General features: G+C 71.5%; 27 protein-coding genes. 15 read left to right on the forward strand and 12 right to left on the reverse strand.

What is annotated here, in order from left to right; translation table 11 throughout:
- Positions 1 to 68 precede the first annotated feature (68 nt).
- From ACIO1C_RS00125 to ACIO1C_RS00140, 4 genes are all read left to right on the forward strand, one after another.
- A complete protein-coding gene (locus tag ACIO1C_RS00125) occupies positions 69 to 353 on the forward strand; it encodes a hypothetical protein (protein WP_401856703.1) in 285 nt (94 codons plus the stop codon).
- Positions 354 to 465: 112 nt separating this feature from the next.
- The gene (locus ACIO1C_RS00130; protein WP_401856704.1) at positions 466 to 816 is read left to right on the forward strand and encodes a hypothetical protein; all 351 of its coding nucleotides are present in this window, start codon (positions 466 to 468) and stop codon (positions 814 to 816) included.
- A 528-nt stretch (positions 817 to 1344) separates the two neighbouring features.
- Complete coding sequence (locus ACIO1C_RS00135) at positions 1345 to 2232, forward strand: hypothetical protein (protein ID WP_401856706.1); 888 nt, start codon at positions 1345 to 1347, stop codon at positions 2230 to 2232.
- A 71-nt stretch (positions 2233 to 2303) separates the two neighbouring features.
- Complete coding sequence (locus ACIO1C_RS00140; protein ID WP_401856707.1) at positions 2304 to 2795, forward strand: hypothetical protein; 492 nt, start codon at positions 2304 to 2306, stop codon at positions 2793 to 2795.
- 145 nt (positions 2796 to 2940) lie between these two features.
- Here ACIO1C_RS00140 and ACIO1C_RS00145 read toward each other — a convergent pair whose 3' ends face one another.
- Positions 2941 to 3609 carry a type III effector protein gene (locus tag ACIO1C_RS00145; RefSeq protein WP_401856709.1) on the reverse strand — a complete coding sequence of 223 codons (669 nt, stop codon included), beginning with the start codon at positions 3607 to 3609 and terminating at the stop codon, positions 2941 to 2943.
- 127 nt (positions 3610 to 3736) lie between these two features.
- Between ACIO1C_RS00145 and ACIO1C_RS00150 the strand changes: the two genes are divergently transcribed.
- The 8 genes from ACIO1C_RS00150 (at position 3737) to ACIO1C_RS00185 (ending at position 9760) form a co-directional block, all read left to right on the forward strand.
- On the forward strand, positions 3737 to 4168 hold the full coding sequence (locus ACIO1C_RS00150) for an Hsp20/alpha crystallin family protein (RefSeq protein ID WP_401856710.1): 432 nt from the start codon (positions 3737 to 3739) through the stop codon (positions 4166 to 4168).
- Positions 4169 to 4405: 237 nt separating this feature from the next.
- Positions 4406 to 4837, forward strand: coding sequence for a DUF2267 domain-containing protein (locus ACIO1C_RS00155; protein WP_401856712.1), 432 nt, complete (start codon positions 4406 to 4408; stop codon positions 4835 to 4837).
- Between the two features lie 218 nt (positions 4838 to 5055).
- A complete protein-coding gene (locus ACIO1C_RS00160) occupies positions 5056 to 5946 on the forward strand; it encodes an RNA polymerase sigma factor SigF (RefSeq protein ID WP_401856713.1) in 891 nt (296 codons plus the stop codon).
- Between the two features lie 171 nt (positions 5947 to 6117).
- Positions 6118 to 6228: an LPFR motif small protein gene (locus ACIO1C_RS00165; protein ID WP_356419479.1), complete on the forward strand. Its 111-nt coding sequence runs from the start codon at positions 6118 to 6120 to the stop codon at positions 6226 to 6228.
- A gap of 235 nt (positions 6229 to 6463) precedes the next feature.
- Positions 6464 to 7612 (forward strand): acyl-CoA dehydrogenase, encoded by a 1149-nt coding sequence (locus ACIO1C_RS00170; RefSeq protein ID WP_401857955.1) that lies wholly within the window; start codon positions 6464 to 6466, stop codon positions 7610 to 7612.
- The gene (locus ACIO1C_RS00175) at positions 7609 to 8394 is read left to right on the forward strand and encodes a PIG-L deacetylase family protein (RefSeq protein WP_401856715.1); all 786 of its coding nucleotides are present in this window, start codon (positions 7609 to 7611) and stop codon (positions 8392 to 8394) included. The genes ACIO1C_RS00170 and ACIO1C_RS00175 overlap by 4 nt, the downstream gene beginning before the upstream one ends.
- Entirely contained in the window at positions 8391 to 9026 is a 636-nt protein-coding gene (locus tag ACIO1C_RS00180) for an SAM-dependent methyltransferase (RefSeq protein WP_401856717.1), read from the forward strand. The genes ACIO1C_RS00175 and ACIO1C_RS00180 overlap by 4 nt, the downstream gene beginning before the upstream one ends.
- Entirely contained in the window at positions 9023 to 9760 is a 738-nt protein-coding gene (locus ACIO1C_RS00185; RefSeq protein ID WP_401856719.1) for a glycosyltransferase, read from the forward strand. Before ACIO1C_RS00180 ends, ACIO1C_RS00185 begins: the two co-directional genes overlap by 4 nt.
- A 333-nt stretch (positions 9761 to 10093) precedes the next feature.
- On the opposite strand, the gene ACIO1C_RS00190 is transcribed toward ACIO1C_RS00185, so the two are convergent.
- The 5 genes from ACIO1C_RS00190 to ACIO1C_RS00210 form a co-directional block, all read right to left on the reverse strand.
- Positions 10094 to 12847, reverse strand: a complete 2754-nt coding sequence (locus ACIO1C_RS00190) for a phosphoesterase (RefSeq protein WP_401856720.1) — start codon at positions 12845 to 12847, stop codon at positions 10094 to 10096.
- Between the two features lie 4 nt (positions 12848 to 12851).
- Complete coding sequence (locus ACIO1C_RS00195) at positions 12852 to 14222, reverse strand: ABC transporter permease (protein ID WP_401856721.1); 1371 nt, start codon at positions 14220 to 14222, stop codon at positions 12852 to 12854.
- Positions 14219 to 15157, reverse strand: a complete 939-nt coding sequence (locus ACIO1C_RS00200) for an ABC transporter ATP-binding protein (RefSeq protein ID WP_401856723.1) — start codon at positions 15155 to 15157, stop codon at positions 14219 to 14221. Before ACIO1C_RS00200 ends, ACIO1C_RS00195 begins: the two co-directional genes overlap by 4 nt.
- Positions 15158 to 15350: 193 nt before the next feature.
- A complete protein-coding gene (locus ACIO1C_RS00205) occupies positions 15351 to 16058 on the reverse strand; it encodes a phosphatase PAP2 family protein (protein WP_401856724.1) in 708 nt (235 codons plus the stop codon).
- The gene (locus ACIO1C_RS00210) at positions 16055 to 16717 is read right to left on the reverse strand and encodes a DedA family protein (protein WP_401857958.1); all 663 of its coding nucleotides are present in this window, start codon (positions 16715 to 16717) and stop codon (positions 16055 to 16057) included. The genes ACIO1C_RS00205 and ACIO1C_RS00210 overlap by 4 nt, the downstream gene beginning before the upstream one ends.
- A gap of 185 nt (positions 16718 to 16902) precedes the next feature.
- On the opposite strand from ACIO1C_RS00210, the gene ACIO1C_RS00215 reads away from it, so the two are divergent.
- Complete coding sequence (locus ACIO1C_RS00215; RefSeq protein WP_401856726.1) at positions 16903 to 17553, forward strand: response regulator transcription factor; 651 nt, start codon at positions 16903 to 16905, stop codon at positions 17551 to 17553.
- Positions 17554 to 17630: 77 nt separating this feature from the next.
- Complete coding sequence (locus ACIO1C_RS00220) at positions 17631 to 18959, forward strand: ATP-binding protein (protein ID WP_401856728.1); 1329 nt, start codon at positions 17631 to 17633, stop codon at positions 18957 to 18959.
- 22 nt (positions 18960 to 18981) lie between these two features.
- Here ACIO1C_RS00220 and ACIO1C_RS00225 read toward each other — a convergent pair whose 3' ends face one another.
- From ACIO1C_RS00225 to ACIO1C_RS00245, 5 genes are all read right to left on the reverse strand, one after another.
- A complete protein-coding gene (locus ACIO1C_RS00225) occupies positions 18982 to 19800 on the reverse strand; it encodes a hypothetical protein (protein WP_401856729.1) in 819 nt (272 codons plus the stop codon).
- 63 nt (positions 19801 to 19863) lie between these two features.
- Positions 19864 to 20781 (reverse strand): M56 family metallopeptidase, encoded by a 918-nt coding sequence (locus ACIO1C_RS00230; RefSeq protein WP_401856731.1) that lies wholly within the window; start codon positions 20779 to 20781, stop codon positions 19864 to 19866.
- Positions 20782 to 20784: 3 nt separating this feature from the next.
- Positions 20785 to 21168 carry a BlaI/MecI/CopY family transcriptional regulator gene (locus tag ACIO1C_RS00235; protein WP_401856733.1) on the reverse strand — a complete coding sequence of 128 codons (384 nt, stop codon included), beginning with the start codon at positions 21166 to 21168 and terminating at the stop codon, positions 20785 to 20787.
- 91 nt (positions 21169 to 21259) lie between these two features.
- Entirely contained in the window at positions 21260 to 22084 is an 825-nt protein-coding gene (locus ACIO1C_RS00240) for a polysaccharide deacetylase family protein (protein ID WP_401856734.1), read from the reverse strand.
- A complete protein-coding gene (locus ACIO1C_RS00245; RefSeq protein WP_401856735.1) occupies positions 22081 to 23334 on the reverse strand; it encodes a glycosyltransferase in 1254 nt (417 codons plus the stop codon). Before ACIO1C_RS00245 ends, ACIO1C_RS00240 begins: the two co-directional genes overlap by 4 nt.
- A gap of 727 nt (positions 23335 to 24061) precedes the next feature.
- Between ACIO1C_RS00245 and ACIO1C_RS00250 the strand changes: the two genes are divergently transcribed.
- The gene (locus tag ACIO1C_RS00250) at positions 24062 to 24634 is read left to right on the forward strand and encodes a carboxymuconolactone decarboxylase family protein (protein ID WP_401856737.1); all 573 of its coding nucleotides are present in this window, start codon (positions 24062 to 24064) and stop codon (positions 24632 to 24634) included.
- 160 nt (positions 24635 to 24794) lie between these two features.
- Here ACIO1C_RS00250 and ACIO1C_RS00255 read toward each other — a convergent pair whose 3' ends face one another.
- Complete coding sequence (locus ACIO1C_RS00255; protein ID WP_401856739.1) at positions 24795 to 25769, reverse strand: glycoside hydrolase family 6 protein; 975 nt, start codon at positions 25767 to 25769, stop codon at positions 24795 to 24797.
- Positions 25770 to 26029 lie beyond the last annotated feature (260 nt).

Below are 26029 nucleotides of genomic sequence, written 5' to 3' on the forward strand. Positions count from 1 at the left end.
GTTCTGTCAGCTCGGGGGACAGCAGGACGTGGGCCGTCGTACAGGCCAGCACCTCCGCCGGGGCGAGCGTGACCATATGGGACGCCGGCCGGGCCGCGGAGTTCGGCCGTGCGATCGAGCACGTGCCCGCCGCCGGCCCCCCCGCCGAGCCGTACGGGCACGGCCGCACGCCGGTCAAAGCCGACGCCGACCGCCGCGAGGCGACCATCGGCGGAGTCGTGGTCCGCTCCTCCATCAGCGCCGTCGTACTGATGATGACGGTCGTCCGCGTCGTCCATATCTCACAGATCGGCCGTCGGCGCTTTCGTCCTGTTCGGCCCGATCACCTGTGTCTCTGCGCGAACGGGTGGTGATGCCCAGACACACCATGGAGGGGTCTGCGGTGAATCGATTCCTCGGGGTGGGGTCCTTCTAGGGTCGGCACGAAAGTGCCCAAGATCGCCTTCGGAAGGGATCCTCCCGCCCATGAAGCTCCGCAACGGCCTTGCCGTCACCCTCGCCACCCTCGCGCTGACCCTGTCGATGTCCACCTCGGCGCTGGCAGCCACCGGGCAATTCCATTACAAGTTCCGCGACGACTCCGGCCAGGAGCTGAGCGTCACCCTGCCCGACCCGCGCAGCGGCCGCTGCATCAACCTCTACGGTGTCGACTCGGACGACCTCCCTCCGGGCTACGCCCCGCACAACCAGACGGACGCCGGGGCAACCGTCTACGACGGCATCGACTGCGAGGGCCGCGAGTGGCGGCTGAGGCCCCACGGCCTCCCGGCCGGCGACCGCCTCCTTGTGCGCTCGGTCCGCTTCGAGGACCTGTAGCAGGCCCCCCCGACCGGTCAGCGGCGGCCGCCCACTCCTACAAGTCGTTCGGCCACATGTGACGGGGGAACCGCCCGCCGGCCGGATGCGCGACGCAACGCGCGCCGGCGCCGCCACTCGCGTGAACCCGGGCATCGCGGAGGCGGTGCGGCGGTATCGGCAGAGGTGCCTTGTGCCCGCCAAGGGCCGGACGACGAGTTGAAGAGGATGGGCGGCCGGCCGACAAGGCCATGGAGCTCAACATGGTCAGCGCCGGCGCCTATCGCGGTGCAATGTGACACCGCCGAGGTCCTGCTGTGTGCATTTTGATACTCCTGTTTTCTTGAGCCTGGACCTAGGGTCATGCGCAGCTGATCGAAAGGGACCAAGGGGCGCTGACCGCATCCGGGGGAACACCCATGCGGCCCTTGGTCCGTCTCCCGGGCCCATGGTGTGACGCCGGCCAATCGTGAGACAAGGCCGTGCACAAAGGTCCAGAGAGAGGGACGGTTGAGCGGATTTCCGGCATTGAATACAAGGAACCTGGCGATGGCGACGCTCGCCGTTGTCGCCGCCGTCATGGCGAGCGGTTGCGGCGGCGCACCGACGACGAGGGAAGTCACGAGGGTCCCCGACCTGCGCCCGCTCACGGATGTTGAGCAGCTGCGGATCGGGGATGCCGTGCAGCGGTTGATCAAGCAGTGTCTGAATCGGCGGGGATTCACGTACTGGGAGGCGGCGCGGCCGAGCCTGGAGAAGAGCCGCACGCTTGGTTACGTGGCGGACGATGTCGGCTGGGCTCGCAAGCACGGGTACGGCAGCCGTATTTCCGCCGAGGAGGACCGGGTACGGCTGGCCAATCCCAACCTCGTCTACCGCAAGGCTCTTTCCGAGGGACGGCGGAAAGCCTACGACGAAGCGCTGGACGGTGGGTCGCGCGCGCCGGAGATCACGGCCCAGACCCCGGGTGGTGCCACCGTCCGCAGACAAATGGGCGGATGTGTGGCCGAGGCCGAGCGAAAACTCTACGGAGATCCGGAAGCGTGGTTCCGGGCCGACAAGATCGCCTCAAATCTCCAGCCCCTCTACGTGCCCCGGGTGATGAAGGACAAGCAGTTCGTCGCAGCGCTGACGGTCTGGTCAACGTGCATGGAACACGCGGGCCATCCCTACAAGGATCCGGGAGCCGCGCGCCAAGCGGCCAGGGAACGGGCTTTGCGTGACGCGTCGGGTCGGAGTTTCGCGGCCGAGCGGCGGCTCGCCGTCGCCGATGCGACCTGTGCGCGTGCCGCATCACTGACGGCCATCGGCAAGAAGCGAGAGGCGTACTACGTCAACGCCTTGCGCGGCCGGTATGGCGACGCCCTTGACGCGAGCCACCGGATCCAGCGCCAGGCATTCGTCCGAGCTGCGGACATCGTCGGCCCTCGGGTCTGACTCCACAGATTTCACGCTGGTCCTATCGAGGGACCAGCAAGCCTCGTACGAGGCTGATGATAGGGGGATTCATGCGTGCATCGAGTTCGGTCGCCGCGGTTTTGGGCTTGCTCGCCTTCGGCCTCGCGGTGCCGGTCACTTCTGCGGAGGCCACGACGCAGGGCCCCGGATGCAGCTCGAAGTGGCCCGGACGGGACGGGTACGTCCGGGCCTGGGCGGACCCCGACTGCTCGGGAACGCTGCTCGGAGCGACACAGGGCGGAGACTACGACTGGAGTGATGGGATCGGCGCGTTCACCGGCTCTGATTGGGGTCAGGCCTCGTCCGTGATGAACAGCGGAACCATTGGCGGCAAGGACGTCGTCGCCTTCTACTGGAATTACGGGCAGAGTGACGTACTCGGGTACACCTGCCTCGCTCCGGGCGAGAAGTACGCCGACAACCTGACGGACAACGTCTTCCAGAGGCGCAATGGCACCGAGTTCGGGCCGGTGGACGACAATATTGGATCCCATGTTTGGGTCGCCGCCTCTGCTTGCGCCTCGAACTCCTGGCTCACCTGACGGGAGCACCGCCCGTACGCGGCGACCCGTGTGAGGGCGGGGGGCCGTCGCGAGGGGCCCCGTGCTGGTCACCTCCCTGATCACCGGTCTCAGCGTCACGGCTGGACGGGGGCGGATGGGAGAGGGCCGGTGCGGCGGGGCCCCGCTATGCGGGGTCGGTGGCGCCTCGGTGGAGCTGGTCGGTGTGGTCGGTGAGGGCGTCGACGCGGGCCGCGAGTTCGGGGTGGCCGGGGCGGAGGGACGGGCCCGTGGCGGCGAGGGGGGCCAGGAGCTTCGTGGGGTCGTTGTCCGCCAGGGCCTGGTGCAGGTCGTGGATCAGGCCCCGTGAGGAGGCCGGCAGGTCCGTGAGTGCGGTGATCCGGCCGGCCAGGCCGCGCAGGTCGGCGCCGTTGTCCCGGGCCCAGGCGGTGACACCGCGGTCCGCGGCCCGGCGGTCGCGGGTCGCCTGCACCCGTTGCTCGCCGGTGCTTCCGGCGGCTCCGGGGCGTTGCCGCAGGTAGCGGCGTTCGGCGGCCTGGCGGCTGGCGACGCCGAGCGGATGGGCGAGGTCCGCCCAACTCGCGCCCGCGCCGCGCGCCGTCTCGACCAGGCCCGACTCCCACGCCGCGAGCTGATCCCGTACCCGGCGCAACAGCAGCAGCGCGTCCAGGACATGCCGAGGGTCCGGCCCGCCGTCCTCGGGTGTGTCGGGCGCGTGGCTCCGGGCCGTCCGCAGGGCCTGGTCGATCGCTTCCAGGGCCGCCGCGGTGGCGAGGAAGGACGCCGGACCCGGCACCTGCGCCGGGCCGGGATCGGGCTGGTCGGCCGTTGTCATACGGGTCTCCTCCGGTCGCGTCATCCACTGGACGACATCCTGCTTGTCATCTAATGGATGACATGCTACAACGGATCCCAGACGAAGCGCATGGGCAGTACAGCCCGGACCTTGGAGGTGTTTCGCGATGCTGATGCGCACTGACCCCTTCCGCGAACTCGACCGGCTCACCCAGCAGTTGGCGGCCCCCGGCACCTGGTCGCGGCCGGCCGCGATGCCGATGGACGCCTATCGCGACGGTGACGAGTACGTGGTGGCGTTCGATCTTCCCGGTGTGGCGCCGGACGCGATCGACGTCGATGTCGAGCGGAACATGCTCACCGTCAGGGCGGAGCGGCGCCCGGTGCCCCGGGCGGACGCGGTCCAGATGGAGCTGGCCGAGCGCCCGCTGGGGGTGTTCTCCCGGCAGATCGTCCTGGCCGACACGCTGGACACCGAACGCATCGAGGCCGACTACGACGCGGGCGTGCTGACGCTGCGCATCCCGATCGCCGAGCGTGCCAAGCCCCGCAGGATCAGCGTCAACAGGCCGGCCGGCGCCCGGGAGATCTCCGGCTGAGCCGGGCCCCGGGGCGGGAGGCGGAGTTCCGTACCCCGCCTCCCGCTCCCCCCCGGCCCGCCGCGACTCCCCGGCCGGTGCGACTCCCCGCCCGGCGCGATCACGGCCGCCCTTCCCCCGTCGGCCGTCACCCGCGGTGGTGCCCGTCCCCGACCGGCCCTCCGCGATCCTCCCCGTGCGGTTCCGTCGCCCGCCCGGCACCGGGACCGCCCTGACACGAGAAAGGCGAACCGAGTCATGTACCGCCCCGAGCCGAGCCGGCGCACCCCGGTGATGACGTACGAACAGATGCTGGAGAGGATCCGGTACGAAGGGGCCTATCCGACCCGGGAGCGCGCCGACGGGGCCGCGCGCGCCGTCCTCGCGGGCCTGGGCCGGCAACTGACCGGCCAGGAGCGCGCCGACCTCTCCGCCGCCCTTCCCCTCGAGGCGGCCCTGGCCGTCAGCGGGCAGGCGCCCGCCGCCGAACCGCTCACCGGGTGGGGGTTCGTCAAGGACCTCGCGGCCAGGACCGGCACCTCCCCCGCTGTCGCGCGCTGGGACACCGGCTCGGTCTTCTCCGCGCTCGCCGTCCTCGCCGGCCCGGATCTCCTCACGCGCGTCATCGCCCAACTCCCGCCCGGATACGCGCTGTTGTTCGGCCGGGCGGAACTGGTCCAGGCCGCCTGAGAAGCCCTCCGTCCCGGCGCGCCGTCCGGCCGGCCGGGGTCCCGGGACGCACGGGCCCGTGAACGGCCCGGGCGGTCCACCCTCGTTCCCCCGCACGTCCTCACGCGCCGTGAGGTGTCTTCAGCCGATCTTCAGGTGTAAGGCCGGGAGGAGAGGGCAGCAGCCGCCTCGGCCATCCCGCGTCTTTTGCCTCGGCTCATCTTCCCGGGAGGGAAAACATGTCCATGCACCGCCCGTCCGCGACGTCGCTCCGGGAAGCGGCAGGAACATCCGACGGTGACGCCCGGACCGGCGGGCTGCCCTGGATCGAGGACGCCGAGAAGATCGCGCCGAAGGACGCCCGGGACCTGTCGAAGCTGTTCTTCGACCGGTTGCGGGAGCTGGAGGAGGGCACGCACGCCCACCAGTACGCCCGCAACACGCTGATCGAGATGAACCTGTCCCTGGTCGCCTTCGCCGCACGCCGCTTCCGCAACCGGGCGGACCAGATGGAGGACATCATTCAGGTGGGGACGATCGGGCTGATCAAGGCGATCGACCGGTTCGAGCTCTCCCGCGAGGTCGAGTTCACCACTTTCGCGGTCCCGTACATCGTGGGCGAGATCAAGCGGTTCTTCCGTGATACCACCTGGGCGGTGCACGTGCCGCGCAGGTTGCAGGAGCTGCGGGTCGAACTGGCCAAGGCCAAGGACCACTTGGCGGTCGTCCTGGACCGCGATCCCACCGCGCGCGAACTCGCGGAGCACCTGGAGCTGACCGAGGAGGAGGTCATCGAGGGCCTGGTCGCCTCGAACGGCTACAACAGCGACTCGCTCGACCTGCCCGCCGACTCCGGTGCGGACAGCCGCGGCGGTACGAAGACCACGTCGCTCGCCGACTTCATGGGCGCTGTCGATCCCGCCATGGAACTGGTCGAGGACTTCCACAGCCTCGCCCCGCTCCTCGCCACCCTCGACGACCGGGAGCGCCTCATCCTGGAGCTGCGCTTCGGCCAGGAACTGACCCAGGCCGAGATCGGCGAGCGGCTGGGCATCTCCCAGATGCACGTCTCGCGGCTCCTGTCGCGCACGCTGACCCGACTCCGCGCCGGGCTGCTCGTCGAGGAATGAGCGGCGGGGGAGGCGGCGCCTGCTCCCGGGTCCTGCCGGGGTGGCGCCTGCTCCCGGGTCTGCCGGGGGCGGGCGCGGCGCCGTTCACCTGATCGGCTCCGGCCCATGGGCGCGCAGCGCACCTTTTGGGTGAAATGCGTAGTGTGGAGGAGGTCCATCCTGGAGGTCCCCATGCTCACCGCAATCGCAGATGTGCTCCGTGCCATCGGTGGCGCCATCGCCACCGTCGTCACCCTGCCGTTCCGTGCCCTCGCCCGCCTGCTGGGCGGCGCCTCCGGCTGAGGCGGCCCGGTGGCCGCCCGTACCCGTGACAAGGGCGGACCTTCCGGCGCCGACCTGTTTGCGCCGGTCGGAGGAGGGCAGGCGGCAGCGGCCCCCGTCGGCAAGGCGAGGGCCCCGCTCTGTCCGTACAGGAGGAAAAGTGTCCGCTGACGCGAGCTCTCCCGCCGGGTCCCCACCGACGGCCGGTCGCCGCGACCACTCCGGCCTCCGCGACGACCCCGGCCTCCGTGGTGAGGTGGGCTCCTTCGATCCCGCCGCCGTCCGCCGTTCCGTCGCCGCTCGCTTCACCGCGCTGACCGACGCGGGCGCGCTCCGGCTGCCCCTGCCGGGAGAGGGACGCACACGGGAACGCTTCCGCGCCCTCTCCGACCTGGCGCGCGAGGACCTGTCACTGGCCCGGTTGGCCGAGGGGCACACCGACGCCGTCGCGATCCTCCACGAGCTGGGCGGCCCGCTGCCGCAGGACGGCGAGCGCTGGGCGGTGTGGGCCGCCCAGCCGCCGGGCCCGGGCCTCACCGCCCGGGAAACCCCGGGCTCCGGTGACGGCCCCGGCCGCGGCTCCGCGGCGGGGGAGAGCGGGCCCGGCACCGCCCGCGCCGCGTCCGGGGAGGCGCACGAAGCCACCGGCTGGCGGCTGAACGGCGTCAAGCCGTACTGCTCCGGCGCCCACGTCTGCACCCATGCGCTGATCAGCGCGGACACCGCCCAGGGCCGCCGGCTGTTCGCCGTACGGCTGGACGCGGCCGGCGTCTCGCCGCTGCCCGGCACCTGGCAGGCGGTCGGCATGGCGGGCAGCGATTCACCCGACGTCGCCTTCTCCGACGTCCCGGCCGTGCCGGTGGGGACGGTCGGCGGCTATCTCGACCGCCCCGGTTTCCAGCACGGCGGGATCGGGGTGGCCGCGTGCTGGCTCGGCGGGGCGCGCGGGGTGGCCGACACGTTGTCCGCCGCGACCCGCCGCCGCGCCCCCGACGCGCACACCGCCGCCCACCTGGGGGCGGTGGACGTCCTGCTCAGCGCCGCCGAGACGGTCCTCGAACGCGCCGCCGACGACATCGACGCCGACCCCGACGACGCCCTGGGCGGCGGCCGGGTGCGCAGCCTGCGGGTGCGAGCCCTGGTGGAGAAGGTCTGCTCCGAGGTCCTGACCCACGTGGGACGCGCCACCGGAGCCGGACCGCTGTGCCACGACGCCGGGCACGCCCGCGCGGTCGCCGACCTGACCGTCTACCTCCGCCAGCATCACGCCGAGCGCAACCTCGCCGAGCTGGGCCACCTGCTCAGCGACGTCGGTGAATCCGGTGAATCCGGCGAGTCTGGTGAATCCGGCGGTGTGGGCGACATCGGCGGCGTGGGCGACCACAGGAACGCGGACGTCCGGTGAGCGCCGGGAACCACCCCGTCGCGACCGGCCGCCAGGCCGCCGCCGACGCCATCGACGCACCGGGCACCCCGGAACCGGAGTGGGCCGCCTGGCTGCCTCTGGCCGCCCTCCCCGCCGTACCACTTCCCACCGGTCCCGTGGTGGTCGTGGCCGCACATCCCGACGACGAGGTGCTGGGGTTCGGCGGGGCCATGGCGGAGCTGGCGGCGGCCGGCACCGAGGTGCACCTGGTGTCGGTCACCGACGGTGAGGGCTCCCACCCCAGGAGCGCGCGGATCGACCAGGCCCGCATGGCCCGGGTGAGGGAGGCCGAACTCCTCGCCGCCCTCGCGGAATTGGGGCTCCCGGGCCTCCGGCCCACCCGGCTGCGGGTGCCCGACACCCAGGTGCACCGGCACGAGACGCGGGTGGCCGACGCGATCGCCGGCCTGGTACGGGACGTGGGCGCCGCCCTCTGCGTGGCTCCGTGGACGGGTGACCTGCACAGCGACCACGAAGCCGCCGGCCGCGCCGCCGCGGTGGCCTGCGCGGCGGGCGGCCCGCCGCTGTGGTTCTACCCCGTCTGGATGTGGCACTGGGCACGGCCGGGGGACCCGCGCGTCCCCTGGGCCGCCGCCGCCCGCCTGCCGATGCCCGCCGGGACCCTGGCGAGGAAGCACCGCGCGGTGCGGTGTTTCACCAGCCAGACGGCGCCGCTCGCGGAGGGGGAGGAGAACGCGGCCATCCTCCCTCCGGACGAACTCGCCCACCACACCAGGCCGTTCGAGGTGGTCCTCCGATGACCGGGCCGTCCGGCGCCTCCACACCGGCCGACTACTTCGACGGCATGTACCGGGGCGCGTCCGACCCGTGGGATCTGGCCGGCCGTTGGTACGAGCGGCGGAAGTACGGGCTGACCGTGGCCTCGCTGCCCCGGCGCCGCTACCGCTCCGCCTTCGAACCCGGCTGCTCCGTCGGCGTGCTCACCAGCCTGCTGGCCCCCCGCTGCGACCGGTTGCTGGCCACCGACCGGGTACCGGCCGCCGTACGGGCCGCCGCCGACCGGACACGTGGCCTTCCCCAGGTGGACGTCCAGCGGCTCACCGTGCCTGCGCAGTGGCCGGAGGGCCGCTTCGACCTGATCGTCCTGTCCGAACTGCTCTACTACTTCGACGACATCGCACTGCGCGAGATCCTCGATCGCACGGTGGAGAGCCTGGAACCGGGCGGCACGCTCGTTACCGCGCACTGGAACCATCCCGTCGCCGAACACCTCCGTACCGGTACGGAACTCGCGCCGCTCCTCACCTCCGTACCGGAGCTCCAGCCGCTCACCGACCACCGGGACCCGGACTTCGTCCTGCACACCTTCGCCCGGAGGCATCCCGACGGGCGCCCGGTGCTCTCCCCGGCCGCGGAGGAGGGGCTGGTGTGAGCGGTGACCGTGGCCGCGGCGGCCCGTCCGCCTGCGCCGTCGTCGTCCCGGCCCACAACGAGGCCGGCCACCTGCCCGCCACGCTGAGGAGCGTGCGTACGGCGGCCCTCCACCACGAACTGGCGGGAGTCACGGTGCTGACCGTCGTCGTGGCGGACGACTGCACGGACGGCACCGCCGCCGTGGCCCGGCGCGCCGGTGCGCTGGTCGTCGACGTGTCCCGCCGGAACGTGGGAGCCGCCCGGGCGGCCGGGGTCACCGAGGCCCTCGACCGGCTCCGGGCCCACGGCGACGGCGTCTGGATCGTCACCACCGACGCGGACACACTCGTACCACCGCACTGGCTCGCCCACCACATGCGCCACGCGCGCGCCGGATGGGAATGCCTCGCGGGTACCGTACGGCTGGCCCCGCACGCGGAGTTGAGCCCGGCGACCGTCGCACGCCACGACGCCCGTTATTTCGACGGCCGTCCGGCCGTACCCGCCCTCTGGTCCCACCCGCACGTCCACGGCGCCAACTTGGGGATCGCCGTGGCCGCCTACCGGCGGGCCGGCGGCTTCCCGCCGCTCCCGTTCAGCGAGGACCGCGCCCTGGTCGCCGCGCTCGAACGCGACGGCCGTCGCATTCTCCGCACCGACCTGTGCCCCGTGCTCACCTCGGGACGGCCCGACGCCCGCGCCCCGCACGGATTCGGCGCGCACCTCCGCGCGCTGGCCGGCACGGACAACTGACGGCGTCCGGCGCGGGGTTGGGCGGTCCGGTGCGAACAGGGCGTCACCGGCGCCGGGCGAGGTCCGGCGGACGTTCGGCGCCGTGCCGCGGGAAAACGGCCTGAGGATGCGCCGCCGTTAACCGGCGAGCCCGCTTCGGCGCGGGACAGGCTGCTGGCGGCGTGCGCGGCCTATCTGGAATTCGCCACGGGAATCCCCCGGGCCTTGAGGCGAGATGATCCACGCGCGCACCCACGCCGGCATCATCCGCGTTGCCGGTGGCGCCGCGCCGGACCGGTCCCGGGCCGGCGCGGCGGCCGGCCCGGGACCCTGAGCGGTGTCGCCCGTGGGGCGTCAGCCGTCGGTGTCCGTCGAGGGGATGAAGGCCCCCGGAACGTCGTTGGGTGTGAAGATCTTCTTCTCACCCGGGTACGGCTTGGACCAGTTGTACCGCTGGTAGTAGGTGAAGTGGTTCATCTGCTCCGGGTTCGCGAAGTCGGCCGTCGCGTGGGTACCGGTCGTGCGCTGGTGCGACTTCCACTCGTCCCACGTCGACGCCGTCGACTTCATGCTCGCCGGTACCTTCGAGGCCGGTACGGCCTCCGCCTCCGGGTCCTGCGGAGCGGGGGTGTCGAGGCCGCAGGAAGGCGCGGTCGCCAGGCCGTCGGTCAGCGACGTCCGGTTGGTGACGGCGTTGAACCGCGTGAGGTCGGGCTTCTTGGTGAAGGCCCCGGTCATCGGAGTGGCCGCGGTGTCCTTCTGGTTCATCGGCTGGATCCCGAGGATCTGCTCGATGGTGCGGATCATCGTGATCTGGGAGTAGTAGCGGCTGTCGACTCCGCCGTGCTGGGCGTAGGGGCTGATGATCTGGACGGGGGCGCGGTGGCCGTCGACGTGGTCGAGGCCGGCCTGGGAGTCGTCCTCGACCACGAAGATCGCGGAGTCCTTCCAGTACGTGCTGTGGGAGATCTCGTCGACCATCTTGCCGACCGCGAGGTCGTTGTCGGCGACCTGGGCGGCCGGGCTCGCGGGGCCTCCGGTGTGGTCGCTGGAGAGCCAGAACATGTTCAGGTTCGCAGGCCCGTTCTTCTCGAAGTCCTGCTTCCAGATCTGTTCCCGGTACTGGTCGGGGACGCTGGTGTCGAACTTCGGGAAGCCCGGCACCGACACGTCGTTCAGTGAGGGGATCGGTGAGGACGAGGTCAGCGGGTAGGCCGTTGCGTCCCCGGTGGCCTGCATGTTCTTGCTGTCGCAGTACAGGTTCTGCCAGCTGGCGCCGGACGGCTTGGTGAGGAACTGCTGGAACTCCCCGAAGTCACGGACGGACTTGCCGGCCGCCTGGGCGCCGGTCCAGAGGAATCCGCTCTTCTGGTGGCCGAGCGCGTCGTCCTCGGTGTCGTAGGAGCGCAGGTACTCGCCGGCCGAGGACTCGGTGTACTCGGGGTTGTCGGCCTGCATCAGCCAGTTGTGGCCCTCGGCGGAGTTGGTGCCGATGTCGTACGTGTTGTCGTACAGCCCGAACTGCGAGGCCAGCGCGTGCTGGTTCGGAGTCACGTTCTCGCCGAAGTCCGCGAGAGCCGGGTCGCCGTTGCCCTGGGGCAGGTCGCCGAAGAGCTGGTCGTACGTCCGGTTCTCCTTGACGATCAGGAAGACGTGCTTGATCGTCGAGGGGTCCCCGATCTTCTTCGGGACCGGTACGGCCTTGGCTTTGCTCTTGCCTTTCGCCGCCTGTGCCGCGTTCTTGGTCCAGCCGTTCTGCTGGAAGACCTTGTCGGTCTGGGCCTTGATGGCCTTGTCGCCGGGCAGCGTGAAGTGCGTCAGGCTGGAAGTGGTGTCGTGGGTGCCGTGCTTGTCGCTGTCGGTGGTCCGACGGGCGTCGATGCCACGGGTGTTGGAGACGACCACTTCACTCCCGACCGTGGTGACCTCGGCCGGGAAGTAGTCCGTGGGGAGCAGACCCACGTAGCTGACGGGTTCCTGGGCGCTGGTGAACTTGTAGACGGCGACCGCGTTGGCGCGGCCCAGCGTCACGAGGAGGTGGCCGTCGTCGGTGAGTGTCACCGCGTTGGGCTCGTAGCCCACTGTCGCCTCCGCCCATGGCTGGGTGGAGATGGTCTGGACGACCTTGTTGTTCTTGGGGTTGATGACGGAGACGGTGTTGTCGGCGGTGTTCGTGACGAACACCGCCTTCTTCGTCGCGTAGACGGCGGTGGGGTGCAGGCCCACGTCGACGCTCGTGGGGGCGGCCTGCGGCTTGTTCAGGTCGATGACGCTGACGGTGCCGGTGGTTGTGGCGCCGGTCACCGGGTTCGCCGGCACCTGGGTGCCGTACGAGTTGATGGTGGTCTCGCCGGGCCTCGCCGCACGGCCGCCCTCGTTGCTGACGTAGAGCTTGCCACCGACCTGGACCATGCCGCGCGGGGCGTTGCCGGTTTCCCAGCTCTGCTGAACGGCTCCGGTCGACGCGTTGACGGCGACGACCCGGTTCTGTCCGTTGACGGCCGCGTACACGGTGGAGCCGTCCGGGGAGAACACCGCCGCGGCCACCAGCGCGTGCTTGGTCCCGTCCGCCGGGATCGAGATGGTGGTCGGGCTGGACAGGCTGCCGTCCGCGTTGACGGTGAACTTGGTGTAGCCGTCGGTACGGCCCAGCCACAGGTGCTTGCCGTCGGGCGAGTAGGCGGGGGCTTCCTGGCCCACGTCCCCGCCGCTGATCTTCAGATCGGCGGTCGCGCCGCTGCCTATGACCTGCTGGACCTTCCAGGTCTTCAGGTCGATGATGTTCAGCACCGCGCCGCCGTCGGTGACCGAGGCGGCCATGTGGGTCCCGTCCGGGCTGACGGACGACGACATGATCTTGCCGTCGCTCACGAGCGCCCGCTTGCCGTACGGCGCCAGGTACTGATCACTCGAGATGACCTGGCCCTTGGCGGTCGTCTGGCCGACCCGCTGCCTGCCGAACTGGTCTGTCTGGGCGAAAGCGGTGCCCGCCGCGGCAACGGCGAGGACGGTGATGCCCGCTGTCATGAGGGGGACGCGGCGTCCGAGGCCTCTGTTCGCGGAGGAAGACAGCTCCTCCTGGTGACGCCTGCGGCGTGTTACCTGCATGGGATTATCCCTTCGTGGTGCCGAGCAGATCGACATTGCCGTCGAACTGCCACAGCGGATTGGGCGCGTCACCGATCGGTGTGCGCACCAGGAAGTAGCCGTTCACTTCCTTCGGCCCGTCGCCATCGGCGACGAACCGCCCGTCCGGAGTGATGTCGAGTTGGTAGACGGCCGTGCCGGTGGCCTCGATGTCGGGGAGATGCCAGGAGACGACACAGCGCCAGTCGTTGCCCGCCCCTTCGGCGTTGTCCGAGAGGCCGCCCTTGGTGCAGGCCGCCGAGGACTTCAGCTCTGCTTCCGTCACGTCGGGTCGGTGCAGTTCGTCGGTCTGTTGGCGGTAGAGATGGGCGAAGGCGACGGCGAGTGAGTTCTCCACCTTGGTCTGCTGGATCCCGGAGCCTGTGCTCGGCACGGCGGCCGTGACGACCCCGACCGACACGGCGAGCAGACCGACGAGCGGGAGGGCTCCGGCGGCGAGGGCGCGGCGGGGCGACGCGCCGTCCGCGAGGCTCGTGAAGTCGCGCCGGAGGAAGAGCAGATGGGCCAGGACCGTCGCGATGACGGCCCACACCAGGCTGACAACGATGCCGATCAGCAGCGGGCCGAGCTGCTCGGGAGTGGTGAACAGGCCCTTCCAGCCGATGAAGGCGTAACCGGGCAGCGCCAGGCGTACGGGGACGGGGAGGGGCAGCATCTGGGCGAGCTGCATCGCCAGCGCCACGAGCGCCGGCAGCAGAAGCCCCATCGGGGAGCGTCCGAGCGTGACCGAACCGAGCAGTCCGATCCCCGCGAGGGCCAGGGTCGGGGCGAGTACACAGGCCCATGCGAGAAGAACCTTGCCCGCCGCGTCCCCCGTTGACAGCAGATCGCCGTCCAGACCCACCAGCGGCTGGTCGCCGACAGCGGCCACGCCACCGACGACGCTGGAGCCGGCCAGTCCTCCCACGAGCAGCACGATGACCGTGAGGCTCGCCAGTGCCTTGGCCGCGAAGATCCGCCGCGGCGATCGGATCGCGACGAGCAGGTGGCGCCAGGTGCCGAGGCGGTCCTCGGCGGCGAACACGTCGCCGGCCACCAGCGAGGTCAGCAGGGGAAGCGCCCACTGGCCGGAGAAACCGAGAACGACCAGCGGACCGGCCCAGCCCGTGGCGTGCATCCACCGGCCGAAGAGGGTGTCGACGGGGAGGGAGCCCTGCCGGCTCACCGCCGCGACGAAGAGCGCCGGGGCGATCCAGCAGGCGAGGACCACCAGGCGGATGCGCCACTGGGAGACCAGTTTGACGAGTTCGAAGCGATAGCAGCGTGCGACGGAGACAGGGCGCGTGGCGAGGGGCGTGTCCGGCCCGGTGACAAGAGTCGCGGTCGTCGCGGTCATGGGGTGGCCTCCTGCTGCTCGGTGAGGGCGAGGAAGGCCGCCTCAAGGGGCGAGACGACCGGGGCGAGTTCACGCAGCGCGACACCTGACCGCACGAGGCTCACCACGAGTTCGTCGAGGGCCGGAACCAGGGCTCGTACGATCAGCACGTGTGCGTCGTGGCGTGGCGCGGCGCCATCGATGACCCGGATCCCCCTGGCGGCGGCCAGTCGGCGGGTCGCCCGCGGGTCCGAGGTGCGCAGCCGGTAGTCCAGTTCCCGGCTCTCGGGGGCCAGTTCACTCAGCGGGCCGGAGAAGACGACGCGCCCGGTGGAGAGGATGGTGACCTCGGAGCAGAGTGCTTCGAGGTCGTCCATGCGGTGGCTGGAGAGCACGACGCTGGTCCCGTCCGCCGCGAGCCGGGTGAGGACGCCGTGGACGTGTTTCGCGCCGGCCGGGTCGAGGCCGTTGGAAGGTTCGTCCAGCACGAGCACGCGGGGTTTGGTCAGGAGCGCGGCGGCGAGACCGAGCCGCTGGCGCATGCCGAGGGAGAAGCCGCGGGCCCGGTCGTCGGCGACATCGGTGAGCCCGACCTGGTCGAGTACGTCATCGATCCCCGCGGTCCGCCTGTCGTAGCCGCGCAGGGCGGCCAGGGCGGCGAGGTTCTGCCTGGCGGTGAGCGAGGGGTACAGGCCGGGCCCGTCCACGAAGCCCGCCACCCCGTCGGGAGCGGCAAGAGCCCGTCCCACCGGCGTGCCGAGTACGTCCAGTTCACCGCTGTCGGCGACGGCCAGGCCCAGTAGGAGGCCGAGCAGTGTGGTCTTGCCGGCGCCGTTCGGCCCGGCCAAGCCGTGGATCTGGCCCCGCGTCACCTCCAGATCGACGCCGTCGAGTGCGATGACGTCGCCGAACGACTTGGATATCCCGCGCGCCCGGATGGTGGAGAACGTGTCCATCGATCCCTCCCTTGTGAACCCTTAGGGACCCTAGGTGTGATGTACACCTAAGTCGGGGGCGGGGAGTTGAACGATCGCGGAACAGGGGACGACTGCCGTCAGCGGTTCGGCGGCTTTGGCGGCTTCGGCGATCAAGGCTTCGCGACGGCTGTCGCGGCCGTCGCTCCGAGCCGCCGGGCAGGGCGACGGCTGGTCAGGAGCCGGGTCGCGACGGCCGCGTGCGTACGAGGAGGGCGGCGCCCGTGAGGCATGCCGTGGCGTAGAGCCAGCCGCCGATCACGTCGCTGGCCCAGTGCACGCCGAGGTAGATCCTGGTGAGGGCGACGGCCGCCGCCCAGGCGAGCGGCAGAACGCGAACGGTCCACATGAGACGGCTGCGGGCGCGGCGGAACGGGGGGCCGCCGTCGGTGGAAGCGGCGCCGGGATCCGCGGAGGCGCGTGCGGTGTGCCGCTTGATTCCCCAGTACAGCAGGCCGCCCGCCAAGGCCGAGGTGGTGGCGTGGCCGGAGGGAAAGGAGAACCCTGAGGCGTGGGTGGCCCAGTCGGCCAGGGCCGGTCGTGGCCGGGCGATCAGCGCCAGCAGGCCGTAGCGGAACGCCTGCCCCAGGAAAAGGACCGTGAGCGCGAGAGCGCCGGCTCGCAACCGCTCCGACGTCGTGCGACCGGCCAACAGGCCGGCGACCATGGCGATCAGGTAGGGCCAGGGGCCCGTCCCGGTCGCGGTGATCCCGCGCGCCAGGCTCACGGCGAGGTGGGGGCGGTGCCGCACGGACCAGGTGTGCGTGGCCCCGTCGCCCGGGAGCGGCGTCCCGTGCCGTACGGCGACCAGGACCGCGAGTGCGGTGAACAGTGTTGCCGAGGCGCACGCAAGGACGGCTGTTCCCGGTCGTGGACCGCTCACGGCATGTCACCCTCGCCTGCCCGCCCGCGCGTACGGGCGCGGCGCAGTTCCAGGGCGAGCGGGATCAGGGAGACGATCACCACCACCGCCACCATCGGGAGCAGGTAGCGGTCGACGTTGGGGATCGACGAGCCCAGGGCGTATCCCGCGAGTACGAGTCCGGCGGTCCAGATCACACCACCGACGGTCTGCCAGAGCAGGAAGACCCTCGCGGGGACGTCCAGCGCTCCCGCGAGCGGGTTGAGGACGGTCCTCACGACCGGTACGAAGCGGGCGAGGACGATGGCCTTGGCGTGGCCGTACCGGGTGAGCAGTTCCTCGGCCCGCGCCGCTCCTTCGCGCAGTCGTTTCGCCCGGCCGCGGGCGAGCAACGCCCGGCCGCCGCGGCGCCCGATCCAGAACCCCGCCTGCGCGCCGGCCAGCGCGCCGACGACCGCCGCCGCGAGTACCTGGGGGAGTGACAGGTGCCCCGAACCCCGCGAGCCGTCGACGCAGAGCAGGCCGGCGGTGAACAGCAGTGAGTCGCCCGGCAGGAAGAACCCCACGAGGAGGCCGGTCTCGGCGAACAGCACGACGGCGATACCCAGAGCCCCGAAGGCGGAGAGCAGTGAGCCGGCGTCCAGAACGTTCACCGCCAGCGATTGGGCGAGCGGGACCATTGCCACGGCACGACCTCTCAAGAGGTGGCGGAGGGGACGGCGCCCGCCCCTGAAGAACCACACGCGAAGGACTACAGTTGTGTAGACGGTCTACTAGACTGTAGACGATGAGAGGGCGTGAAGCGATTCCGTTGCCGGAGAAGCGGGTTCCTCAGGGTGGTACGGGGCCCGCGGACCTTCCGCGCGTGCTGGTCGTCGAAGACGATCACGGCCTGCGTGATGTCCTCGCCCGTGGTCTGCGCGAGGAGCACTTCGACGTGCTGACGGCCGCCGACGGCGCGAGCGCGCTGCGTTGCGCGCGCGGCCCCGTGGACGCGGTGGTCCTCGACGTGGGTCTGCCGGACTCGGACGGGCGGGACGTGTGCCAGGCGATGCGTGCGGCGGGCCTGGCCGCCCCGGTGATCTTCCTGACCGTGCACGACAACCTCACCGACCGGCTCTCGGGTTTCTCGGCGGGAGGGGACGACTACGTGACCAAGCCCTTTCACCTGGCCGAACTGGCCGCACGCGTACGTGCCGCGCTGCGTCGTGCGGGCCCCGAGCGGTCGGTCGAGGTCGAGGGCGTGCGTCTCGATCCCGTACGGCATGCCCTGGAGGTGCACGGGGAACCGGTTGCCCTCACGCCGACGGAGTTCCGGCTGCTGGCCTGCCTGATGGGAACGCCGGGCGCGGTCGTCAGCAGGCGCACACTCCAGCGGGCGGCCTGGCCGGAGGGAGCGCTGGTCAGCGACAACACGCTGGACCAGTACCTCGCGAGGTTGCGGCGCAAGCTGCGGGAGGCGGACAGCCTCCGGGCCATCGGTACGGTGCGTGGCGTCGGCTACCGGTTCGGATGACCGTGACCGGGGGACGGGCCGTGAGCCCGCCGCGCCGTCGGGGGTCGCGCCTGAGGCGCTGGGCACGGCGCGTACCGTTGCCCGTCACCCTGCGCGGTCGGCTGGCGCTGCTCGCGCTGGTGACCACGGGCGGCTGGGTGGTGCTGCTGACTGTCGCCTTCAACGCCGTCCTGGGCGCCCGGCTTCGCCAGGAGGCCGACGACCTGCTGCGGACCCGGGCCACCGCGGTGGCCTCCACGATCGAGGTCCGGTCCGACGGCCGTTTTGCCGTACGCGAACCGGTCGACGACCGCGCTCTTGATGTCGGGGTCTGGATCTATCGGGGCGGTTCCGTGATCGAAAGGCCCGCCGGTGCCTCCTCCGAGGCCACCGCGGACCGGTTGGCCGGGCAGGGTTCCGCCTTCGCCCAGAGTCCCGATCCGTACGCCACCCGCTTCTACGCGCTGCCGGTGGTCTCGGGCGGGAGCCAGGTGGGGACCGTGGTGGCGTCGGTCTCGCTGGACCCGTACCGCAGCAGCGCCGATACCGTACTCGCCGGGTCCGTGGGGCTGGCCGTTCTGTTGTTGGGCGGCAGTTACCTCGTCACCCGCAAGGTCGTCGGCCGGGCGTTGCTGCCGGTCGCCGAGATGAGCGCCCGGGCGGCGCGGTGGAGTGAGCACGGTGCCGCCCGGCGTTTCGGGCCCGCTGCCCGGCCGGCCGAACTGGCGTCGCTCGCCGCGAGCCTCGACGAACTGCTGGACCGCCTGACCGCCGTGCTCCGGCACGAGCGGCAGCAGTCGGCCGAACTGTCCCACGAGCTTCGTACTCCGCTCGCTCGCGTCATCGCCGAGACCGACTGGCTCGCGGCCCGTCCGCGAGGGGAGGGGGAACAGCGGACCTCGCACGCGGCCATCGCCTCCGCCGCCGCCACCATGCGCGAGATCTGCGACACGCTGTTGTCCGAGGCCCGGACGCGCGGCGGGCAGACCCCGGGCCGGTGCGACACGGCCGAGTTGGCGCGTACGACTGTCCGCCGGGGATGGACCGGGTTTCCGGGCGCGCCGCCCCTCACCGTACGGGCGGCGGGCCCGGCCGTCGCGGGCGTGTCCGCCGCCGTCGCCGAACGGATCCTGGCCCCCCTGCTGGACAACGCCCGCCGCTACGCGGTCGACGGCGTCGTGGTGGAGTGCGCGGTGACGGCGGGAGCGGTGCGGATCGTGGTCCAGGACGACGGGCCCGGCGTGCCGCGGGCCATCGGATCCGGTGTGTTCGAGCCGGGCCGCCGCGGCGACCCGGCGGACGGTCATGACGGCGCGGGGCTGGGTCTGGCGCTCGCCCGTCGGCTGGCGCGTGCGGCGGGAGGCGACATCACGCTGGAATCCGGTGCATCGGGTGCGCGGTTCGTGGTCGTACTGCCCCTGGGATGAGATCCGTTCGCGGCTCGGCGGGTCAGCTCGGCTCCGGCCCGTCCGGAACCACGTCGCGCCGCGTGACGGTCAGATAGGACACCAGGCCCAGGATGGCGGCGAGGAAGAGCGCACTGGTCCCGACGGTGCCGAGGCCGAGCCCGCCGTCCGACCGCGCCTGCGAGAGATAGTCGCCGATCGAAGCGCCGAAAGGCCTGGTCAGGACGTACGCGATCCAGAAGGCGAGGACGGCGCCCAGTCCCAGGCGACGGTGGGCCACGGCGACGACGGCGATCAGTGCGCCGAACAGCAGGGCGGAGAGCCAGTAACCCAGGTGCAGGCGTTCCGCGGTCAGGTCACCGGCCGAGGTGCCGAGGGCGAAGGTGAACAGGATCGCGAGCCAGTAGAAGGCTTCGCGGCGGGTGGTGCGGATGGTGTGGATCGACAGGGTCCCCTCGCTCACGTACCAGAGGGTGAAGCTGACGGCCAGCAGGACGGCGAAGACAGGTGTGGTGACGGTGAGGGAGACACCGAGGTTGTCGGTGAGGTTGTCGCTGACGAGAGTGCCGACCACACTGATCAGGACGACGCTCAGCCAGTAGATTCCCGGCACGTACCGCTCGGACCTGAACTGGAAGAAGAGCGTGCCGACAAGAGCGGCCGTCATGACCAGCGACGTGACGGTCAGACCGAGACCGAGGTTCGCGTCGAGCAGGTCGGCGGCGGTCTCGCCCACCGTCGTACAGAGGATCTTGATGATCCAGAAGTAGAGCGTGATCTCCGGGACCTTGTTCAGCATCCGGCGTCGCGAGAGGCGAGCGGGCGAACCGTTGGTGACCGGCGTGTCGATAGGGGGTGTCATGGCACGCAGGCTGACACGGGGTACCTGAACGCCGCCTGAGCGGTGAGGCGTCTCGTCCGGAGGTCAGCGCCGCGACGCGAAGGGGGCGTACGAAGCCGCGTCGAACAGCTGGTCCATGTCCTGCGCCGACATCAGTACGCTGACACAGCAGACGATCATCAGGAAGGACAGTGCCGCCACCCACCGCCGCCGGTACGGGAGCAGGGGGCTGAGCAGTGCGCGGACACGCTGCGGTACGGGGCCTCCCGTCGCGGCCAGAGCGGGCCGCGCTCCCCGTTTGGTGGCCAGCGCCGCCCGCGCGACGGCCCTCGCCACCAGCGGCCGGTCGGCCACCACGGTGCCCGCGTGCTCGTCGGCCCACCGCTCCAGTGCGAAACCGCCCGCGTTCGCGACGGGCCGCAGCAGGGGGTTGAGCGCCGCCGTCAGCTGGAGCACCAGGAGGAACAGATGATGGCGATGGTGAAGGTGGGCCCGCTCATGGGCCATCAGCGCGCGCCGCTCGTCGGCGGACAGGGCGCGCAGCATGCCGGAGGAGACCACCACGCGGCCCGGCGACCCGGGCAGCGCGAAGGCGGTCGGCACCGGATCGTCAAGAACGACCAGGTCTCCCCGGCCGGGGTGGAGGCGGGACTCCCGCCGGGCCGCGACGAGCAGCCGGGCCCGGCGCCAGGCCGCGACCGCCAACGCGGCGACACATCCGGCGAGCAGCAGCGTGGCGCCGGCGGCCACCGTCCGGTTCACCGGCGTGCTCGCGGCCAGGGCACCCGGGGACCAGCGTCCCTCCTCCGCGACCGCCGGGACCTGCCCGACGAGAGTGAACGCGAGCATGCTCAGCGCGGCCGTCCAGCCCCCGGCCGCCACCGTCGACGCGGCGGTCAGCAGCCAGGAGGCGGTTCTCGGTGGCAACCGGCGTCCTGCCCAGGGGGCGGAAACCGCCAGCAGCCCGCTGACAACGAAGGGCAGGAAGACGACGACGCGCATCGCTCAGCCCTCCGCGTGTCCGCGGAGGAGGCGCTCCAGCAGCTCTTCGTCCTCGGCGGGAAGGCCGGACACGAACTTGGCGAGTACGGCGGCCCGGTCACCGCCCTTCTCCAACAGGGCCCGCATGCCCGCGGCGGTGTGTCCCGCCTCGTCCCGCACGGGGGTGTAGGCGTGCCCGCGGCCGGCTCGTTCCCGGCTGACCAGACCCTTGTCGTGGAGCCTGGAGAGGATCGTGAGCACGGTGGTGTGCGCGGGGTTCCCCGCGACGTGCTCGCGCACGGTCGCGGCGGTCGCCGGCCCGCCGACGGCCCACAGCGCCGTCAGTACTTCGTTCTCCAGCTCGCCAGGGGCTCGCCGGCCCGGGGGTGCCGTTCCCTCGTCTCCCACCGCGCCCACTCCCTTCGTCGCGTGCCCGGTCGTCCCGCTCCGGCGGCCCCGAGCGCGGGCGCGCGCCGTCGGCACGGGTCGGTCGATCCTACTACTCGCTGTAGAAAGCAGACCGCGCCGCCTGCCGTGCCAAGGCCACCGGGCGGGCCGACCGGTCGCCGAATGCACCTCCGTGGGCACGGAGCGGACCTGTCTCCCAGCCACGGGCACCGAAGGTGTCGAGAAGCCGGGGAAGCGCGCCGAGAGTGGCACGCCACGACCCGGTCGCCGAAGTGCGGTCGGAGTCGTGGAGCAGGACCGTACCGCCGCCGCGAAGGGACCCCATAACGGTGTCATGCACGGAACGAGGAGTGGCGCGGGCCCGCCAGTCCTCGCCCCACGCGGTCCACAGCACGGGCACCAGGCCCAGTTCGCGGCAGGCGAGGTGCGCACCGGTGGTCATCAGCCCGTACGGCGGCCGGAAGAGCCGGGGCGGCTCGCCCAGCACGTCTGCCAGCAGGTCCCGGCCGCGCGCGAGGTCGTCGCGGGCGGCACGCGGGTGACGCAGGGGCAGTGGCCGGTGGGCCCAGCCGTGAAGGGCGACCTCGTGTCCCGCGGCGGCGATCTCCCTGGCGAGACCGGGCGACCTGACCACCATGGAGCCCAGCAGGAAGAAGGTCGCACGCACCCCCCGGCTCTCCAGGAGCCGGAGGAAGTGCGGCGTGGACAGGTGGTCGGGCCCGTCGTCGAAGGTGAGCGCGACATGGTCCGGGCGGCCCTGCCCGGCGAGGCGGGGCATCAGCCGGTTGCGCAACGGGCCGAAGGCGGAGACGGCCGGGGCGGAGTGGGCCGCGGCGGCGGCCGAGGCCAGACCGGCCGCCAGCAGACCGGCGCGGGTGCGGAGGTCGCCGGCGGTCCGTGCCGCGTGGTGGCTCACAGTTCGTACCTCTCGATCAGGTGGTGCGCGGCGGTGGCGAAGCGGGCCGGGACCACGTCGGCGGCCTGGGCGGGCGCGGCGATCCCGAAGGCGGCCACACCGGCCAGGGCCACCGCCACCGTTCTCACACCACGCCGCACCGCGCGGGGGTGGTGCGTGACCGGCTCGTGACGGGCGCCGTGTTCGCCGACGACGGTGGTGATCACCGCGGCCGGCCCTGGTTCCGACGTGAACAGGCGGAGTCCTGAGGCGCGTTGCCGTTCGCCGAGCGCCCCGGTGGCGAGCGAGGTGAGTACGTTTCCGAGGGCCGCCGGATCCCGTACCCAGACAGCGAGCCCGGCCTCGTCGAGGGCAGCGGCGTTGGTCTGACCGTGACCGGGTATGCAGCGGAAGCTGACGACGGGCAGTCCGCTGGCGAACGCCTCCAGCGAGGTGAGACCGCCCGCGTTCTGGACCAGGATGTCGCAGGCCCGCATCAGGCCCGGCATGTCGGTCTCCCAGCCGCGGACGTACGGAAAGCCGTCGGCGCGCAACCGCGCCGCCAGCACCTCGTTGGCGCCGCACACGACAACAGGGACGGCGACCCCGCCCCGCAGGATCTCCGTGGCCGACTCCCGTACGGCACCGACGCCCCAGGAACCCGCGACGACCAGGGCCAGGGTCTGGCCGGCGGGCAGGCCGAACGCCGCGCGTGCCGCTCTGCGCGCGCTGTCGTGCACCGGAGTGAACTTCTCACCGGTCACGGGGCTCACCACGGTCACCCGGGCCGCTCCCCACGCCTGTGCCTGCCCGGCGGGCACCGGGTGGGTCGCGAGGTGCGCGTCGATACCCGGCGCGACCCACAGCGGGTGGACGGAGAAATCCGTCAGGTAGGTGAGGGCCGGCACGCGCAGCCGGCCCGCCAGGCGCAGTCCGCCGAGCACATGGCTCGCGCCGGGATACGTGGAGACGACGGCGACCGTACCGGGCGCGACGGCCCGGAGCGTGCGCCGTTGGCAGGAGCGGATCAAGGAGCGCACCAACAGCCCGGGGCGGGCGAGGTGTTCGGTCGACGCGTAGAGGCGCTGGTAGCCGCTGGGGGCCCGGGTGAGTATGCGGTGGTAAGTGGCGGCCAGCAGCCGGCCCAGTCCGGCGGGCAGCAGATCGAGGAAGTCGCGCCGGTCCACAGCGAAGCCGGCGTCCTCCAGGCGCCGGCTCAGCTCGGAGGCGGCGCCGTCGTGGCCCGCGCCCACGCGTGCGGAGATGATCATGATCCGTCGGAGTGGGCGAGGGGTGGGCCGGTCGGGCCGGCTGTCGTTCACCTGAGGGCGGCGGGGCATGGCGGATCGGCCTCCTGAAGGCGCGCGAAGGATGGTCGCCACCCTGCGGGGCTCTGGCGTGCGGCCAGGGGGCTGCTACGAGAAGCTACTACATGATGTAGAAATTGGCGGGGGGTGGTGCCGTGCCGTACGTCACGGGAGTCGCCGCTGCGCACGCCGGCGTAGGAGCCCCGGCGGATCGACGCGGCACTCGACCGTGATGTGGACAGGACGACGGTGGCGACGATCGCCGCTCGCCTGCGCGAGAAGGGGACGGTGGCTGGCAGTTCACGCCCCCTCGGCGTAGCCACACACCGTTCCGGGACGTCGACCGGATCCAACACGCACCCGAAGCAGGAGCAGGCTCCGTAACCTGCGGCGTTACGCCGGGGGGTAGCCGTTCTCGTGCAACTTCACCGGATTCGGCAAAAGGTGCATCAATCCTTCTTCGCTTCGAGTGGTCGTGGAGGCCGATTGATCGTTTCCGGCCGGCGATGCCCGCAGGCACCGGTTGCGCGACCCGGGCGGCGCGCGCACCGTGAGAGCAGAGGGGGAATGAGCGGCGCCGTTCGGTCACCGTGCTGTGGCCGAGGCTGTCCGTAGCCCGAGCCGCTTGTCGGCGGTGCGACGGGACGGTCCCCGCGGTCGGGCAGCTGTCCATTTCAGAAGGAGAAGAACCATGGCCAGGCCCGCTCCTTACGCGTCGGAGGTCGCAGTCCCGCTCCCTGACGAAGCGGACATCGGGAAGATCGTCGGCAAGGGCTACGATCCCGACACCACTCTGCACGTACTGAAGATGTTCGCGGGCACCGAGGACATGTACCCGGCGCTGATGGGGATGGTGAAGGCGGTCTTCGGTACGTCCGGCATCGATCCGAAGCACCGCGAGGTGATCATCCTGCGCGCCGCTTCGATTCTGAACTGCCCTTACGAATGGCAGGCGAACGAGCAGATGGCCGCGAACGCAGGCCTCACCGAAGCCGAGATCGACTCCCTCGTGGCGGACGGTCCGGCGGAGGGAATCGATCGGGAGTATGAACTACTGGCCAGGGCCACCGATGAGCTGCTCACCAGCGGGACACTCACCGACCACACACTGAGGTCCCTCCTGGGCGCCTTCGGTGACGTCGGAACACGCAAATACGTCACGACGATCGCCTGGTTCAGCATGCTCAGCCTGTTCCTCAACGGCACCCGAGTCCCGATGGAGACCACGGACAAGATCGGTTCACGCGTCTCACCACTGTCATGACCCGGCCGGCCGGGCATGGCGGTTCCGACGGGCCGGCCGACGAGCCCGCCCCGGTTCATCAGCGGGCGACGGTCTCACCGCCACTGCACCGTGCCGTCACCGGTGACCGCGGGCCGCGACCGGGAGGGCGCGGCCCACAGGGGTGACGAATCGGACCGGCTCAGTATCCGAAGATCATCTTGTACGCGACTTCCGGGAGGAACTGACCGGCCGCGGAGCCGGCGCCGACTCCGCAGTTGCCGTCGGAGTCACCGGGAGTCTTCAGCCACAGCAGCATCTCGGCTCCGCCGCCCGTCTGGCCGGCGGCCCCCAGCCTCCGCCCTCCGGGGTTGCACCACTCGCCATTGGAATCGTTGCCGTTGCGGCTGGTGTCGATGACAAAGGGCTTCGTGTAACCGTACGACGCCGACAGCGCCGAGTTGACGGCGTTGCCGTAGCTGATGTTCCGTCCGTTGCCGTAGTAGTTCGAGATGTTCGACGCGAAGCCGTGCGCCTGTCGCGCCCCGGCGCCGTCGAGGGCCCGGGCCATGGTGCCCGCGTCGATCCAGCCGGGGTTTCCGGCGTCCAGGTACGTCCACGTGTTCGGCGCGTGCGCGGAGAACTGCCCCAGGGCGTCTCTGAGCATGCCGTTGCGCTCGTCGATCTGCTGCTGGGACATACAGCTGAAGTCACCGAGGGAGTCGGGCTCGATCACCACCAGCGCCGGCCGCCCGCCGATGGCCGAGGCGAAGGCGGAGATCCAGGCGCGGTACGCCGCCGGGGAACCCGCCCCGCCGCCGGAGTGGCCGCCACACGCGTCGCGGCCGGGGATGTTGTAGGCGATCAGGACGGGAAGCTTGTCGGCGGCGTCCGCGGCTCCCACGTACGAGCCCACCGCGGCCCCGATGTCACCGCTCCAGGAACCGAACCACCGGGCCATGGGGCGCGAGGCGATGTTGTCCCGGATCGCCGGCGCCCGTCCGTCGCCGGGGTTCGCCGCGACCCATGCGGCCGGATTCGAGTGCGGATCCACGTAGAACCCGCTGGTCATGCCGATCGGATCGGCCAGGGCGCCGGCGTCGGCCCGCCCGGTGCCGAGGGGCAGGAGGAGGCACGCGAAGGCCGACATGGCGAGCGTACGCATCATCTTTCTCATGAGTGCAGCCCTCTCTGGGAGCGCTCCCACATCGGCGTTGACTCAGCTGCGCGGGAGACGCGGGTGGGGGGAGTCGAGCGGCGGTGTCCTGGGGGCTCTCTCCGGGAACTGCCGCTGTCAGACGAGACAGTGACAGGGGGTCAGTCCGCTGTCAATGAGTTCGGCGAGGGCTGTGGGGCGAGGGGCAGGTCGCAGGCGGTATCGGAGGAATCCGATACCGCCCTTCCGCGTTTCCGCGCCTTCCGGGACCCGGAACAGAG

The sequence above is a fragment of the Streptomyces sp. NPDC087420 genome (assembly GCF_044744165.1).
Lineage (GTDB): Bacteria > Actinomycetota > Actinomycetes > Streptomycetales > Streptomycetaceae > Streptomyces.

Bases quoted from the DNA above. Each gene is read 5' to 3' on its own strand.
- ACIO1C_RS00150 (WP_401856710.1), top strand. From the start codon at position 3,737: ATGCTGATGCGCACTGACCCCTTCCGCGAACTCGACCGGCTCACCCAG.
- ACIO1C_RS00225 (WP_401856729.1), bottom strand. From the start codon at position 19,800: ATGACACCCCCTATCGACACGCCGGTCACCAACGGTTCGCCCGCTCGC.
- ACIO1C_RS00245 (WP_401856735.1), bottom strand. From the start codon at position 23,334: ATGATCATCTCCGCACGCGTGGGCGCGGGCCACGACGGCGCCGCCTCC.
- ACIO1C_RS00130 (WP_401856704.1), top strand. From the start codon at position 466: ATGAAGCTCCGCAACGGCCTTGCCGTCACCCTCGCCACCCTCGCGCTG.
- ACIO1C_RS00165 (WP_356419479.1), top strand. From the start codon at position 6,118: ATGCTCACCGCAATCGCAGATGTGCTCCGTGCCATCGGTGGCGCCATC.
- ACIO1C_RS00255 (WP_401856739.1), bottom strand. From the start codon at position 25,769: ATGAGAAAGATGATGCGTACGCTCGCCATGTCGGCCTTCGCGTGCCTC.
- ACIO1C_RS00230 (WP_401856731.1), bottom strand. From the start codon at position 20,781: ATGCGCGTCGTCGTCTTCCTGCCCTTCGTTGTCAGCGGGCTGCTGGCG.
- ACIO1C_RS00140 (WP_401856707.1), top strand. From the start codon at position 2,304: ATGCGTGCATCGAGTTCGGTCGCCGCGGTTTTGGGCTTGCTCGCCTTC.
- ACIO1C_RS00155 (WP_401856712.1), top strand. From the start codon at position 4,406: ATGTACCGCCCCGAGCCGAGCCGGCGCACCCCGGTGATGACGTACGAA.
- ACIO1C_RS00135 (WP_401856706.1), top strand. From the start codon at position 1,345: ATGGCGACGCTCGCCGTTGTCGCCGCCGTCATGGCGAGCGGTTGCGGC.
- ACIO1C_RS00250 (WP_401856737.1), top strand. From the start codon at position 24,062: ATGGCCAGGCCCGCTCCTTACGCGTCGGAGGTCGCAGTCCCGCTCCCT.
- ACIO1C_RS00180 (WP_401856717.1), top strand. From the start codon at position 8,391: ATGACCGGGCCGTCCGGCGCCTCCACACCGGCCGACTACTTCGACGGC.
- ACIO1C_RS00200 (WP_401856723.1), bottom strand. From the start codon at position 15,157: ATGGACACGTTCTCCACCATCCGGGCGCGCGGGATATCCAAGTCGTTC.
- ACIO1C_RS00160 (WP_401856713.1), top strand. From the start codon at position 5,056: ATGTCCATGCACCGCCCGTCCGCGACGTCGCTCCGGGAAGCGGCAGGA.
- ACIO1C_RS00210 (WP_401857958.1), bottom strand. From the start codon at position 16,717: ATGGTCCCGCTCGCCCAATCGCTGGCGGTGAACGTTCTGGACGCCGGC.
- ACIO1C_RS00195 (WP_401856721.1), bottom strand. From the start codon at position 14,222: ATGACCGCGACGACCGCGACTCTTGTCACCGGGCCGGACACGCCCCTC.
- ACIO1C_RS00190 (WP_401856720.1), bottom strand. From the start codon at position 12,847: ATGCAGGTAACACGCCGCAGGCGTCACCAGGAGGAGCTGTCTTCCTCC.
- ACIO1C_RS00145 (WP_401856709.1), bottom strand. From the start codon at position 3,609: ATGACAACGGCCGACCAGCCCGATCCCGGCCCGGCGCAGGTGCCGGGT.